The sequence below is a fragment of the Psychrobacter sp. Rd 27.2 genome (assembly GCF_001921755.1).
Lineage (GTDB): Bacteria > Pseudomonadota > Gammaproteobacteria > Pseudomonadales > Moraxellaceae > Psychrobacter > Psychrobacter celer.
Genome location: NZ_MRYB01000002.1, coordinates 256,231 through 271,286 on the forward strand (window position 1 = coordinate 256,231; position 15,056 = coordinate 271,286).

Genomic DNA, 15,056 nt, shown 5'->3' on the forward strand with positions numbered 1-15,056 from the left:
TGCCGTCTAACGTATACCACTTTGGCTGCTACTGGCATTGGGCGGAAACACCAGCTCTACGCGCTGATTACCACCAGCAGTGGCCTCAACATCGCCGGCTTTTAGACTATAACGGATGACATTACCTGCAAAACTTGCGCCATTTTGTACCAGTCTGGCATTGCCAGTCAGCGTGATGATGCCAGTGACGGCATTATAATCAATCTTATTGGCTTGACCTTTTGCTAGGCCTTTTTCTCGTGTCACGATTTGCTGCATCGTCGCTGGTCGGCCGGTCGCCACTGCAGAGTTGATACTGCGCTGCTGAGATAGGTTGACCGTGATATTATCTGCGGTCATCTTAAAAGTCCCTTGAGTAATAATCACGCTGCCTGCATAGCTGGTGACCCCTGTACGCTCGCTATACGTGGCCTTGTCTGCCAATAGTTTGATCGGCTGGTTGGCATCTGATGGCAGAGCGTGGCTATAAAGCGGCAGCGCAACCAGCATGAGCATCGGTAGCGCGCGCAGCGTAGACAAAAATTTAGGTTTCATAAACATCACTCGTCTTATAATAGATAGGAGGACTTGCCGCCAACTGGGTTCTTTCAATGAGCTCTTTAAATGGGTACTGTAAACAGCCACTTTAAATCGGCTCTTTAAAACAGTGCCTTGTCCTGACGCTGAGCTGGTGTAAAGGCGACCGCTACTTGCCCAAATTCATAATCACCAGTCTCGAGATTGGCTGTCATAGTGGCCGCTTCAAAACGGTTTGCTCCTTGCTCGATTTTCACAGGTGCTTCGCTATACACTTGTCCTGATTTGGTATTGCCCTTTAGCGTACTGCCCGTCACCTTGATAGGCTCGACCTCTTTATCTGGATTGCCTTCACTGATGAGGGTAAAACCGCCAGACAAGCTAAGCTCCCCTGTCTGCTGGCTGATAGCGGCACTCCCAGCCTCAATACGATAGCGCTGCTCGGCAGATGGTTCCCAGTTCATGGTAATACCGGACATCTCATCGAGATTGGTCACAGGGTTGTGGGTCAATGATTCGGCTGTCAGCTCGTATTCTGTCTCGCCTTGCTCGTTGGTCTGTACAGCCTTGATGTCCGTTGCTTCATAGTCGACATCGGTCGCTTCCATACTGACCGGCGGGGTTATCTCGCCTTGCTGCTGAAAGAACCAACCAGCGATACCAGCGATAATCAATGCCAGAACGATTAATACACGTGTATTCACAGTCCCTCATCCCCAGTTTGCGTTTGCTCAAGTGTATAATGCGCTATAAAACCCTGATAGTGCCCATGACCCTTTAAAATCAAATCGCATATCTCGCGTACCGCGCCTGTACCACCCGCTCTCGTCGTCACCATGTCGCTGCGTTTGATAACCTCGGCATGAGCATTAGGGACGGTGGCGGCAAACCCTACGGTTTGCATCGCTTTGATGTCTGGTAAATCATCGCCCATATAGGCACAGTCTGCTGCTGTGATGTTGAGCGCAGGATCCAGCATCGCTAACAACTCAGTCAGTGCAATCAGTTTATCATCACGACCTTGTACGATATAATCCACACTCATCTCACGGGCGCGCTTGTCGACCATAGGACTGCTGCGCCCTGTGATAATGGCGGTCAAAATACCATAGCGTGCCAACGACTTGACGCCGACGCCATCTTGTACAGAAAAAGCCTTGGTCTCGGTGCCATTGGCATCATAAATGATTTGACCGTTTGATAAGATACCATCGACATCCATCACCAAAAGTTTGACTTTCCCTGCTTTTTTGATTAAGTCTTGCATGATATCTCTCTTTTATTATGTTATAGATAGTGATTAAATTGCATGCCCTTTAGCGGCTAATGAGCTTGGTTTTTGTTTAGTGGCGCTTTGTGTTACCCACTGTACTTTTCGCAATAAAAGCTATTTTACACCAGCCTTTAGTAGATCATGCAAGGTGATGATGGCCTCTAAGCGGTCTTGCTCATCGATGATAAGTAGCTGACTGATGCCGTTTTCGTTCATCACGCTTAGCGCATCCGATGCTCGCATGGTCTTACTGACACGGCGAGGATTACTGACCATCACCTCATGCATCGGTGTTTGTAAATCAATGCCTTTTTCTAAGCCACGGCGCAAATCCCCGTCGGTAAAAACGCCAACCACTCTATCGCTATCATCAATCACCACCGTCATACCCAAACGCCCAGCTGACATCGTAAAGAGGGCGTCTTGTAAAGGCGCTTGCTGATGAATAAGCGGCAAGTCTTCAGACTTGGTGTGCATCAAGTCTTCCACGCGCGTCAGTAGCTGGCGACCAAGCGCGCCTGCTGGATGTGACAACGCAAAATCTTCTGAGGTAAAATTACGCGCATGTACCAACGCCACTGCCAACGCATCACCTAATGCCAACGTCGCTGTGGTACTAGAAGTCGGCGCTAAATTCAGTGGGCAAGCTTCTTGCGACTTACCGAGTGTCAATACGATGTCTGCTGAACGGGGTAGCATGCCACGCTTATCACGACTGATACTGATCAGCGGAATCTCTAGACGCTTGACCACGGGAAGTAGCATCTTGATCTCATCTGACTCGCCAGAGTTGGAGATGGCAAGCAGCACATCACCTTTGACCAGCATCCCTAAGTCGCCATGCCCTGCCTCGCCTGGGTGCATAAAAAACGCGGGCGTACCAGTCGAGGCAAAGGTCGCCGCTATCTTGCGACCGATCAGTCCCGACTTACCCATCCCCGTCACCACCACACGGCCCTGACAGGCCAAAATAATATCGCAGGCTTGGGCAAATCGATCATCTATCTGCTCTGTCAACAATGCCAGCGCAGAAATTTCCGTATTGATGGCTTCAATAGCAGTGCTGATAAATTGCTCGTGGGTGAGATTGCTTTGGGTATTACTCATGGATCCGCTCTATTGTTATCATGAATCAACTGTCTATTTTACTATACTATCGTCAATATTAATAATATCTTCAAACGTACTGAGAGGCGCGGGTATTAGAGTATCAACGCCCCATTCCATTGCTTGTAAAACCATAAAAAATCATATAAAAAAAACCCACTATAAAGCAGGTTTTAATTCAATCAGTCGTATCGCATCACGGCGTTTATCCTGTACTAAGCCGCCTAGCCGTTATCGTCGTGAGATCCTTCGTCTGCGGGCGATTCAAAGCCGCGGTCTTGACCAAATCCACCGCGCTCAAACCCACGATCTTGACCAAAGCTACCACGCTCAAACCCGCGATCTTGGCCTTGACCAAAGCCGCCACGGTTAAAACCGCTACGACTCGAAGCAAACCCACGCTCTTCAAAACCCCCGACACCCGCAGGGTTTCCGCCTCGTTCAAACCCGCCGCCTTGATAACCAGTTGGACTAACACCTTGTGTTTGACTACCCGTGCCAGTAGTGCCGCTACGTGGGTTGCGTGCTGGCACTACTGTCGAGATGGCATGCTTGTAAACCATTTGACTGACCGTGTTTTTGAGCAGTACCACGTATTGATCAAACGATTCGATTTGACCTTGCAGCTTGATACCATTAACCAAAAAGATAGAGACAGGAATGCGATCTTTGCGCAGCGAATTCAAGAACGGATCTTGTAAAGTTTGTCCTTTTGACATGAAGTCTCTCCTAAATATTATATAATTATGTTTTAAGTGCCAATTATTTTAAGTGTGGCTTTCATTATAATGGCTGAAGATAGATACAATGATACGCTTTAATCAAACGCATCCAAATAAACACGCATACTATGTGAGTCATTCTACTTTATCGCGAATACGCTTTTCTTGTGAATACGCTTTTATTGTGAATAATTAAGTAACCACTTGTTTCACAAAGACTTTCTATAAACAAAGGTCAGTCAATACCCATAAAAACCGCAATAACTAGGCAATTCCCACTAGTTTACTAGGTTTAAATTATACCAGTTATCTACATTATATTTTGAAACTAATTGTCATTATTTTTTACATATTGATAAAACATGCGTTAATACAAGTAATCTCTGACATGGGCCATGGTATCAAATGTCTGTAGCGTGATTGGATGAACGGCTTGTCGATCGTTAGGATGGGCAAGCGAGTGCGCGTCATTGACCTGCGGATCAGACAGGGTTGGCAGCTGCGTGAGCTTGCGTAGCCATGTGTATTGACGCTTTGCCAGCTGCCGAGTGGCATATAATGCCTTATTTTGCATTTGCTGACAAGCAAGCCGCTGCCGCTCACTGGTAGAGACAGCCTCTTGATCTTGTGGTGACGGGGTTAAAAAAGCATCATAAAACAGCGCTTTGTCTAAGTGGCTGTGCTCAAAGACTGGGTGCTCAATCTGGACGAGATACTCTAACACTTGCCGATAGCCAACGCAGCGCATCGAGGGCATGTTAGGCGTCAACGAATAACGCTTAAGCAGGCCTAGGACTTCAGCAACCAGTCCTTCTTGCCACATGATATCCAAGCGCTGCTCGATGCGCTGATGTAACCACGAGCGCTCTGGCATGACGGCCAGCGCATGCCATTGTTGGTCTGTATTGTGCGCGAGGGCTTGTTTGGGCTGCTGCTGCCAGTCACTGATCGCTGTATCCGTTTGCAGATACACCTCGACCGCGCGAGTGATACGCTGCGTGTCAGTGGCATTGAGACGCCGATGACTGATCGGATCCACCTTTTCCAAATAGCCATACAGCGCGTCGATACCGTCCTCTTGCCGCCACTGCTCTACGCGCAGGCGTACTGCCTCATCACTATCTGGCACAGGTGAGAGCCCATCTAGCAGCGCCATGTAATACATCATGGTACCGCCGACCAGTAGTGGTATTTTGCCGTTTTGATGACAGGCTTCAATCAGCCGCGCCACATCACTGACAAAATCCGCGGCGCTATAGCTTTGCACAGGATCGATAATATCGACCAAATGATGCGGATAACGCGCCAGCTCCTTTGTTGTGGGCTTGGCGGTTCCGATATTCATCTCACGATATATCAGTGCTGAGTCCACTGATATTAGCTCATAGCGTCCTGTGTCGTATAGCTCATACGCTAGCGCGGTCTTGCCACTGGCGGTAGGCGCCATCAAACACACCACGCTGTTGTCCGCCAAATTGGGATTTAAGCGATAAGACGAGCTATCAGAGGAGAGTTGCATAAAACGACCTTTATAAATGATTTTTATATAAATTGCGAGCCAACGCCACACTAACTGCCTTACACATGCTAAAGCACAATGGCTAATCGCAGAGTATATGATAATTATTGTAGGGTTTTTATGATAAGGCTGACGGGTGATTGGCTATAGAAGACGAGTGCTGGTGATATGGTTATGATACTGACGGCGCGGCGGCTGATAGCATCCATGCGATTAACCGACTACCCGCTACCGCATAAATGGCATGGTTACTTAGCAAAGCCTGTAAGTCAGCCTTAAATGCTAACGCATCTGGCATCGACATCTGCTGCCCTATCTCGCTTAGTTGCTGATTGATATCAGCGGCAATACAAGCTTGATCTGTATAAGTACTATCCGTCCACCTATCCGGCGCAAACAGCAAGCTAAGCTGCGACTGCCATACGGCGGCACTGACAATCGAGCATTGACCTTGATGATAAAACAGCAACCACGGCAATGTATCTTTACCTATAAATGTATCTATATTTGTAGCAGCAGAGTCCATGAGTGGCTTGATACTATGTAAGCTGTCCAAATGGATGACCTCTAAACAGACGAGGTCTAAGTAAAGCGTCTTTAACCCATACTCTGTAGAGGCTACCTGCGGCGCGGCATCCCTTGACTCACCCGGCGTCTTAGTCAACGTCTTAGTCGGGGCCTTGTCTACTGGCGTCACCGTTGCCGTGCTATCTGGGTTTTTGGACAGCTCATAGGGCTGCTGGTATCCACTGACTCGTCTGCTGGACTGCCGATACTGCAACCGTGATGAGCTATTGTGATGATCATTGGTGGCTACTGCAGATGACAGCCAACGCTCAGCATCTGACCTATTGTCTGAGCGGCTATTGGTAGCATTGTAATTTACTGATCGCTTATCTTTTTTGTGAGTAGGCTCATCTGGCAGCTGGGCCGGCATAATGGGCTTTAGCTTAGCACGAACCGCATGATTGAGATGCGCCATGATGTTGTTTAAAGGACTGATCTTAATACGCTGTTTGGTCGGGTGTACATTGATATTGAGCCACTCGGCTGGCAACTCAAAATATAGCGCATAACCCAGACCTGCCAGCCGCGCGCTTTGAGCCAATTGACGCAGCTGATTACTGATAATCGGCTCTTTGACCAAACGGCCATTGACGTAGAGCAGCTTTGGCATACTTTGTGCCGACGCCACTTGTGTCTCGACACTGGGCCACAGCCAGCCATGGACACGGGCTCTATCACCCCACCCCATCCCAGCATCGGACACGAAAGACTGCTGTAGTAGACCCGACAGATCAAGCATAATCTCAAGCGCATTGGTCGTCAAAGCAACCCCCAATGCTTGCTCTAGCCGTGATAACGATAACGGGTTTGGACTATTTTGATGGGCATTAGCACTGCAGTTGGTCGCCCAATCTGCCGCCTGATTACGCTCGGTTGGCATTGCATGAGAGGTCATCGGGTTGGATGAGAGTAATAGTCGTTTTTTATTATCATGAAACAGGCTCAGTGCTACGTCTGCGCGAGCCAAAGCCACATCACGAACAATCGCCTCAATATGACCAAACTCCGTGGCAATAGATTTAAGATTGCTGCGCCGAGCAGGAACATTAAAGTACAAATCTTTGACCGTAATCGTCGTCCCACGATGATGCACCACGGGCGTGAGCGTCGGTACATCAGCCAGCACGCCTGCAACCTGTAACTGACGGCCGACGCCGCTATCGTCAGGGCTACTGGTCAAGGTTAAGCGAGAAACCGCCGCCGTCGCAGCCAATGCTTCCCCGCGAAACCCCAACGTCGTAATCCCTTGTAGATTGGCCACATCTGCAATCTTACTGGTCGCATGACGGGTAATCGCCATCACCATATCATCAGGATGAATGCCAGTACCATTATCTATCACCTCGATCATGCCCATGCCGCCTTGGGTCACCCGTATCTCAATGTCGCTTGCGCCAGCATCAATGGCGTTTTCTAGCAACTCCTTTACCACGGCAGCCGGGCGCGTCACCACTTCACCTGCGGCCAATTGATTGACCAGCAGCGGTGGTAGTTTTTTGATACGGGTCTGAGGAGGAGTCTCTGGCATTTAAAAGGTATCGTTATGGCATTAAAAAAGCAAAGTAGACAAAAGCTAAATATGTAAAGCAGACAGATCTATGCCTTGCGCCTGCCCTACTCTGGATAGACGCAGCTCAACATGCCGATACTCTGTGTCGTTATTACAGTCATCGCTGGTGGCTTGCGTGATGTCGATAAATATGCTGGGCGGCGGCAAGTAGCTGTCTGCTCGGCTAGCCCACTCTATAATAACCAGCGCGTTTGGCTCATCTAGATACTCATCAAAGCCGATAAAAGACAGCTCTTCTGGATCTTGTAGCCTATAAAGATCGGCGTGATAGACCGGTTTTATTGAGCCATCGCTTTGTGCAATAGTATACGGCTCTACCAATGTATAAGTCGGGCTTTTGACTGCTCCTGCATGACCAAGCGCTTGTAACCAGTAGCGGGTCAAGGTCGTCTTTCCCGCGCCCAAGTCACCTGCCAGCCACACACTACCACTTAGCGATAGCGCTGCTAACTGCGCCGCCAAACGCTGGGTGTCATCTTCTGTACGCAGCGTCAACGTTTTGGTGTTTTTGGCTGCTTCTGTATTACTCGACATCACGATTACCTGCCTGTACTTGCATGGTGACTGCAGGATTGGTAAAGCGCTCACCGCGGATGAGCTTGGCATAAAGCTCAGGATCATGCCATTCGCTTCGTACTTGCTCACTAAACTCAAAATCTTCTAAAATAAGCTTACCCATTTGCACGTTTGCCACATCATCAGAAAAGCACTGAGCGTAACCTGTGGCTGTTTCGTGGGCTATCACCGAGTACACACTGACGTCTGCCTCGCCGTTTTGCATTTGCGTCTGCGCTAGGATTTCTTGCGCCCAAAAAAATATCACGCGCGAAAACTGCTCAGCTGAGGGTGACACTGGCAAACTGATCCAGCGCGCGCTGAATTTTTTGCAAGCAGCGATATACTCAGGATCGTCTTTGTTCCAAAAACAAATGGCATGATCAAAGCTGTCAATGATGTCTTTGATCGAGGATTTTAATAAACCAAAATCATAGACCATCTGCCCGTGATCCAAACGCGTGGCCTCAAGTATCAGCTCAATCTGATAGCTATGACCATGAATAGAGTGTTTGCAACGCTCTGAGCTGCAGTTACGCACAATATGAGCGTTTTCAAATTTAAACAGTTTACGAATACGCATGATAATCAACCAAAAAAGTAAGCATCTTCGTGCCAACTATAAATACTATAAATCGTTTGCCGTGAAGTCGTTTGCCGTGCTGACTTATCAGCCTGTGGCCCATTATAGCAAATCAAGATGACTCCGTAAGTAAGCACTGACGAATACATGCATTATTGCCTGCCATATTATATTTAGCAGGTTTTGACTTCCTCCCCTCCCTAAAGTGAGGGGATTCCTTCTGCAAGACGGTCAAGCCCGACCGCAAGGATGTTCTTGGCGGCATTAATATCTCTATCATGCCATGTGCCACACTCAGCACACCTCCATCCTCTGATTCCAAGACCTGCTCTACCTTTCGGACTACTATCGCTTATTTTAAGGCAGCACGAACAGGTTTGGGTAGTGTAACTCTCATTTACTATCTCAAGCTGACAACCTGCATACTTGCATTTATATTCCAGTTGTCTTTTGAGTTCAAACCATCCTGCATCGTAAGTTGATTTAGCCAGTTTAGTTCTCTTATTTGTGAATGAGCGTGATTTAACATCACCAACCACAATCAAAGCATTGTCTTTAACAAGCTTGGTGGTGAATTTATGAATTGCATCTAATCTTGAATTTTTGATTTTGGCGTGTATTGCTTTGACACGCTGTTTGTTTTTCGCTCGTTGAGCTATTGCAAGCCTTTCAGCCCACTTTTGCGTTTGTTTGGTTGTCAGCTTGTCACCGTTTGAGGTGGTAGCAGATTCCTTTAAGCCTAAGTCAACACCAACGCTGCCCATCCCACTTACTTGTCTAGGAAAATCTTTGACGGTAATACAGGCATACCAACGATTACGGCTGTCTTGCACTATCTCAAGCGTGTTGATTTGATACAGGCTTAGGTTGTAGCTATCAAAGACATCTATGATGAGCTTTTGACCTTTAGAGAGCGATAGCTGTATGGTTGATTTAAGTGCTTTCTTTCCCGTTTGTCTGGTATGCAGATGTTTGATTGCTGACTTTTTAAAAGGAATCCAACCTAAACTTTTTCGCTTGGCATCGGGTCGGTTGGTTCGCCAATTTAGTTTGGCTTTTTTAAACTGCTTACGAGATTTGGCATGAGTTTCGTTTATGGCTTGCAGAGTTTGCGAGTGCAAGCCTAAATACTCACCACTACCTTTGGTGTATTCGTTTAGGTCGTAGGCACTAAAGAATTTATCTGTTCGTTTTAGGTGTTTGTAACTCAGGTCATTAACATAGTTCCACGCATAGTTAACACTCCCAGCTATTTTGTTTAGCTGGTTTACATGTTTGTCTTTAATGCGTAGCTTGAGTGTTTTCATGAGGTTAGTTTATACTGATATTCTCTTTTATTCCATATTGGTCTACTTAATAGAAAATGACTTAAGACGTGGTAGACACGTTGTCTTTAATTTGCATGTGCAGTTGCTCTTTGTCGCTAAGTATCGACGAGCAGTTTTCACCAAACAAGTTCTTGATGACCTTGAAGTTATCTTTGCTGATGTGTGCAACAAGCTTGAAGCTGAGCTTGTGGCGTTTGATGGTGAGGATGACTATGTGCATTTGCTGGTAAATTATCCGCCAGTATATCGAACAGCAAAATATGCCACACTAAACAGCTTTCTTTGCGTAAGCATAACTACTTAAGTTGCCTTATAGCCACCCCCTGAAGTGGGTGGTTTTACGGCAACGCTGGATAATTGTCTGCTGTTTGTTTTAGCTGTTATCGCAGTCGCAGGGTCGCGCCTAAGATTGTGGTCGAATTTTTATGAGGAAGTTAGCGTCATGATGCGTATTGGATTGTTTTTATTAACCAACTTAGCGGTGATCGTAGTATTTAGCATCGTGTTTGGGATTTTGTCCCGATTTTTTGGGGTTGGTGGCGTACATAGCGCAGGCGGGATAAACTATACCAGCCTAGCCATTATGTGCGGTGTCTACGGCATGGTCGGGTCGATGGTGTCGCTATTTATCTCCAAATGGATGGCAAAAAGATCAACGGGAACGGTGGTCATTGAGGCACCAAGCAATGCCACTGAGCAATGGCTGATAGATACGGTCGCCAAACAAGCGCGCGCGGTCAATATCGATATGCCTGAAGTGGGTATTTTTAACAACTCGCAGCCCAATGCGTTTGCCACAGGCTGGAATAAAAATAAAGCGCTGGTTGCCGTCTCATCGGGTCTACTCCAGAGTATGACTGCAGATGAAGTAGAAGCGGTATTGGCGCATGAGATTGGTCATGTGGCCAATGGCGATATGGTCACACTTGCGCTCATTCAAGGGGTGATAAACGCCTTTGTGATGTTCTTTGCGCGTATTATCGGTAATTTCGTCGATCGCACTGTATTTAAAAATGAAGGCGATGGCCCTGGTATTGGCTACTTTGTCACCAGTATTGTGATGGATATCTTGCTAGGATTTTTGGCATCTGCCATCGTTATGTGGTTCTCACGCCTGCGCGAGTTTCGTGCTGATGAGATGGGCGCCAAACTTGCCAGCCGTGACAAGATGATCAGCGCACTGGATGCCCTGCGTCCTGCTGAGCAGCGTCCAGACCAGATGCCTGAGAGCATGAAAGCCTTTGCTATCGCGTCTGGGCAGTCTACAGGCTTTAGTATTGCAAACCTTTTCCGCTCACACCCCACGCTTGATGACCGTATTGCGGCGCTGAGAAAGTACAATCCTAGTGAAGCGTAAGCCATTGCTCTAAAACGACAGATAATAGTAGATATCAGTATCAGCGCTGCTACTATCTTGTAAAATCAAGCATAAAAAAAGCCTATCTTTAAAAGATAGGCTTTCTATTAAATAAACTTACTGACTAAATATCAAACTCAAGCGCTCTGTCACCATTGGCGTCTTGAATACGCGTTGGCAAGCCAATATTATTGAGTAGATTGATAAATGGCTTGGCATCTAACTCTTCGACGTTGACCATCGTGCCTGCATCCCATTCACCAGTCGCAACTAGCATCGCAGCAGCAACAGGTGGTACGCCTGCGGTATAAGAGATACCTTGGCTACCAACTTCATTGTAGGCGTCTTTATGGTCTGAGACATTATAAATAAATACCTCAGTATCGACGCCATTGATTTTACCTTTGACCTTATCACCGATGCAGGTCTTGCCGGTATAGTTTGGCGCAAGCGAGCTTGGGTCTGGTAATACTGCTTTGACCACTTTTAGCGGAATCACTTCTTGGCCTTCAGCGGTCTTGATTGGCTGCTCAGACAATAGACCTAGGTTTTGGAGCACGGTAAAGACATTAATATAGTGCTCGCCAAAGCCCATCCAAAAACGAATGTTTGGTACGTCTAGGTTGGCTGATAAAGAATGAATCTCGTCATGTCCACTCAAGTAGCTGTTTTGCTCGCCAACGACTGGCAAATCGTCGGTACGCTTGACTTCAAACATCTTATTCGACTGCCATTTGCTGTCCTGCCAAGAGTACACCGTACCGGTAAACTCACGGAAATTAATCTCAGGGTCGAAGTTGGTGGCAAAGTACTTACCGTGGCTGCCGGCATTGATATCGATAATGTCGATATCGGTCACTGAACCTTTATCCATCATGTCATAGCCCAGACGCGCGTAGGCATTGACCACACCCGGATCAAACCCTGCACCCAAAATCGCCGTGATATTATTGTCGGCACAGCGCTGCTTACGCTTCCATTCGTAGTTGTCATACCATGGCGGCGTTTCACAAATCTTGCGTGGATCTTCATGGATAGCGGTGTCAATATAAGCCGCGCCCGTCTCAATACAAGCTTCTAACACCGTCATATTGATAAATGCCGAGCCGACATTGATTAGGATCTGAATACCGGTATCGTTGATAAGATCAACGACAGCCTGGCCGTCCATGGCATCGACTTGATGGGTATGCAAGACTGCCGCTTGCTTAAAGCTGCCTTTGTCCTCGACGCTTTTAGCGATAGCATCACACTTATCTTTGGTACGTGAGGCAATATGAATCTCACCCAGCACATCGTTGTGCATCGCACATTTATGCGCGACCACTTGCGCGACACCGCCTGCGCCAATGATGAGTACGTTTTTTTTACTAGCTTTGGTTTGATTTGTGTTCAATGAACAATCCTCCTTTGTGTCCCTGCCGATACCATCGATACTGGCTATGCAAAACAGAAACGAGTGAATGATATGCGTGAATTAAAAAGGAAGACCGAGGAAAACCCACGCACCCGTCGAACAAAGCGCCCTTTTTGTAGGCGCTTTGTTCGACGCGATTATAACAATTTTTATTCGGTTGTCGATAAAAATAATGTAGAAAGAACCAATGAATTTAACGTTTGAACCCTTACCCTTAAGTCTTTGTTTTTGATAACTTAACTTTGACAACGAAGCCTGCTACTAAGACAAGCTGGCTTTGTAATCTTGATAATCAAATTCGCGCTGCACATCAATACTGCCATCTAGACGTCGAATCACAATCGCTGGCATATTAACACCATTAAACCAGTTTTTCTTAACCATGGTATAGCCTGCCGCATTACCAAACGCAACGGTGTCGCCCACTTGCAGCTCATGCGCCAAAGCATACTCGCCAAAGATATCGCCTGCCAAACAGGAGCGTCCATAGATAATAGTATTGTCAGCAGCCTCTTGTTGCGCCTGATCGACAGGCATCACCTCCACTGACTCTGCATTGACAGAAGTGATTGGCGCAGACTCGCGATAAATCAGCAAATCAAGCATATGCGCCTCGATCGAAGCATCGACGACGGCGAGGTTTTTGTCATTGTGCATGGTATCCAGCACTGTCGTAACCAGCGTGCCAGCGCCATGAATACTCGCCTCACCTGGCTCAAGATAGACTTGGACGCCGTATTTTTCACTAAAGCCTTTTAGTCTGTCGGCTAATTTTTCTAGCGGATAACTAGGTGCGATAAAGTGAATACCGCCGCCCAAACTCACCCACTCTAGCTGCGCTAAAATATCACCAAACCTGTCTTCGATATCAGCCAAGCTTGCGCTAAACGCCTCAAAGCTATCGTTTTCACAGTTGTTATGAATCATGACCCCTGTGATATCACCAAGCACCGCTGCAATCTTATCTTTGTCATGCTCACCAAGACGGCTAAAAGGACGGGCAGGATCGGCGATGATAAACGACGAATTACTGGTTTTTGGGTTTAAGCGTAGCCCAACTGGAATGTCCTGTGCATGCGCTTTATCTTTGAAGGCATGCAACTGCGAGATGGAGTTAAAAATAATCTTGTCCGCGTAGCTTAATACTTCGTCGATTTCATCCAAGCTATAGGCGACACTATAGGCATGGGTTTCTTTTTTATCACTGTTATTGGCATCACGGTTATTACCAAAAGTCTCATAGCCCAAACGCACTTCATTGAGTGACGATGAAGTCGTACCATGCAAATAAGGCTGCATCACATCAAACACGCCCCACGTGGCAAAACACTTGAGCGCAAGCAAAGCCTTGGCACCAGACAACTCACACAGACGTGAGATAATCTGCATATTGGCAACGATTGCCGTTTCATTGAGCAAATAATAAGGCGTAGGTAGAGAGGATAAATCAGAGGTTATTACAGTGTTTTCAACATTCATAAGTGGTTACCTAATCGCTGCGGTTGGTATCATGACAGATATAAATAATTGCGCTATAGTAGACTAAATTCACTATAATTAGAATATCTTATGTCATTATCAACCAATTATTCCAGTGCAGCGAGCCAAGCCAATTTATCTCAGCTTGAACCAAAAAATATCAATTTAGCGCATCTTGATGCTGATGCGCGGGCGGTTTTAGAGTTTTGGTTTGATAAAGACAATGAGGCGTATTGGTTTGAAAAAAACGATGCCTTTGATCAAAAAATAAAAGAAAAATTTGGTAAGATTTGGCAAGCCGCCAAACAAGGCGAATGTGTCACCTGGCGTATCGCCAGCGCCGCAGCAGATAGCAACAGCTCCATCACTGCTCTAGCAGGACGCTTGGCTGAGATTATTGTGCTCGATCAGTTTTCGCGCAATCTGTGCCGCGGGCAAGCCAATACCTTTGCACAAGATGGCATGGCACTGGTATTGGCGCAAGAAGCCATTCAACAACCACATTTCGATACCCTCCCCGCGCAGTGGCGAAAATTTATGATTATGCCATTTATGCACTCTGAATCTTTGATAATTCATGAGCGCTACTTGCCGCTCTTTGAGCAGTTAGATGACGCAAAAACGCTCGACTTTGAGCACCGTCATAAAGATATTATCGAGCAGTTTGGCCGCTATCCGCACCGTAACGACATATTGGACCGAGAGTCGACAGCGGCAGAAGAAGCCTTTTTAGAACAACCAAACTCATCGTTCTAAGTCTTTTCGCTTCTTAGAAGAAGGGCTGGATCAGCAATCTGATTCAGCCCTTATTTTATGACGCGGCGTTCGACAACGCATGTTCTAGTAGTTCACTTCACCTGTGGTAAAACTAAACGACTGCTGCTGTAAGGTTTTACTGCTGGCTTTGCTCTTGCCAGCGTGCAATCTCACAGCTTTTTAAATCATCAGTCATTGGTAATGATAAAAATAAAAAAGCATACCTCGTCAAATAAGTTCATTAAAACTTACAAAACGTAGATTAATTACCTTAGAATCGCCTAAAAAATACTCGCTGTCAGTGCCA

14 protein-coding genes and 1 pseudogene are annotated in these 15,056 nt (G+C 46.7%); 3 read left to right on the top strand and 12 right to left on the bottom strand.

Annotated features, from left to right (window positions below):
- Positions 1-6: 6 nt before the first annotated feature.
- From lptA to BTV99_RS03420, 10 genes are all read right to left on the bottom strand, one after another.
- The gene (lptA, locus tag BTV99_RS03375; protein WP_075101034.1) at positions 7-534 is read right to left on the bottom strand and encodes a lipopolysaccharide transport periplasmic protein LptA; all 528 of its coding nucleotides are present in this window, start codon (positions 532-534) and stop codon (positions 7-9) included.
- Positions 535-638: 104 nt separating this feature from the next.
- Positions 639-1,220 carry an LPS export ABC transporter periplasmic protein LptC gene (lptC, locus tag BTV99_RS03380; protein ID WP_075100951.1) on the bottom strand — a complete coding sequence of 194 codons (582 nt, stop codon included), beginning with the start codon at positions 1,218-1,220 and terminating at the stop codon, positions 639-641.
- Complete coding sequence (locus BTV99_RS03385) at positions 1,217-1,783, bottom strand: HAD family hydrolase (protein WP_075100952.1); 567 nt, start codon at positions 1,781-1,783, stop codon at positions 1,217-1,219. The genes lptC and BTV99_RS03385 overlap by 4 nt, the downstream gene beginning before the upstream one ends.
- 120 nt (positions 1,784-1,903) lie before the next feature.
- Positions 1,904-2,896: an SIS domain-containing protein gene (locus tag BTV99_RS03390; RefSeq protein WP_075100953.1), complete on the bottom strand. Its 993-nt coding sequence runs from the start codon at positions 2,894-2,896 to the stop codon at positions 1,904-1,906.
- Between the two features lie 224 nt (positions 2,897-3,120).
- Complete coding sequence (gene hfq, locus BTV99_RS03395) at positions 3,121-3,615, bottom strand: RNA chaperone Hfq (RefSeq protein ID WP_075100954.1); 495 nt, start codon at positions 3,613-3,615, stop codon at positions 3,121-3,123.
- A 370-nt stretch (positions 3,616-3,985) separates the two neighbouring features.
- Complete coding sequence (gene miaA, locus BTV99_RS03400; RefSeq protein ID WP_075101035.1) at positions 3,986-5,137, bottom strand: tRNA (adenosine(37)-N6)-dimethylallyltransferase MiaA; 1,152 nt, start codon at positions 5,135-5,137, stop codon at positions 3,986-3,988.
- Between the two features lie 172 nt (positions 5,138-5,309).
- Positions 5,310-7,232 carry a DNA mismatch repair endonuclease MutL gene (gene mutL / locus BTV99_RS03405; protein WP_075100955.1) on the bottom strand — a complete coding sequence of 641 codons (1,923 nt, stop codon included), beginning with the start codon at positions 7,230-7,232 and terminating at the stop codon, positions 5,310-5,312.
- 45 nt (positions 7,233-7,277) lie between these two features.
- Positions 7,278-7,808 carry a tRNA (adenosine(37)-N6)-threonylcarbamoyltransferase complex ATPase subunit type 1 TsaE gene (gene tsaE, locus BTV99_RS03410; RefSeq protein WP_075100956.1) on the bottom strand — a complete coding sequence of 177 codons (531 nt, stop codon included), beginning with the start codon at positions 7,806-7,808 and terminating at the stop codon, positions 7,278-7,280.
- A complete protein-coding gene (locus BTV99_RS03415; RefSeq protein ID WP_075100957.1) occupies positions 7,798-8,412 on the bottom strand; it encodes a 6-carboxytetrahydropterin synthase in 615 nt (204 codons plus the stop codon). Before BTV99_RS03415 ends, tsaE begins: the two co-directional genes overlap by 11 nt.
- A 200-nt stretch (positions 8,413-8,612) precedes the next feature.
- Positions 8,613-9,719, bottom strand: coding sequence for an RNA-guided endonuclease TnpB family protein (locus BTV99_RS03420; RefSeq protein WP_075100958.1), 1,107 nt, complete (start codon positions 9,717-9,719; stop codon positions 8,613-8,615).
- Here BTV99_RS03420 and tnpA point away from each other — a divergent pair.
- Positions 9,718-10,032, top strand: a pseudogene (tnpA, locus tag BTV99_RS03425) (IS200/IS605 family transposase); the annotation flags it as partial. The gene BTV99_RS03420 and the pseudogene tnpA sit on opposite strands and share 2 nt — an antisense overlap.
- Before the next feature lie 150 nt (positions 10,033-10,182).
- The gene (gene htpX / locus BTV99_RS03430; RefSeq protein WP_075100960.1) at positions 10,183-11,097 is read left to right on the top strand and encodes a protease HtpX; all 915 of its coding nucleotides are present in this window, start codon (positions 10,183-10,185) and stop codon (positions 11,095-11,097) included.
- Between the two features lie 124 nt (positions 11,098-11,221).
- Here htpX and BTV99_RS03435 read toward each other — a convergent pair whose 3' ends face one another.
- A complete protein-coding gene (locus BTV99_RS03435; RefSeq protein WP_075100961.1) occupies positions 11,222-12,493 on the bottom strand; it encodes a saccharopine dehydrogenase family protein in 1,272 nt (423 codons plus the stop codon).
- Between the two features lie 282 nt (positions 12,494-12,775).
- Entirely contained in the window at positions 12,776-13,993 is a 1,218-nt protein-coding gene (locus tag BTV99_RS03440; RefSeq protein ID WP_075100962.1) for a carboxynorspermidine decarboxylase, read from the bottom strand.
- A 90-nt stretch (positions 13,994-14,083) separates the two neighbouring features.
- Here BTV99_RS03440 and BTV99_RS03445 point away from each other — a divergent pair, with 90 nt between their 5' ends.
- On the top strand, positions 14,084-14,749 hold the full coding sequence (locus BTV99_RS03445) for a DUF924 family protein (protein ID WP_075100963.1): 666 nt from the start codon (positions 14,084-14,086) through the stop codon (positions 14,747-14,749).
- Positions 14,750-15,056: the final 307 nt, after the last annotated feature.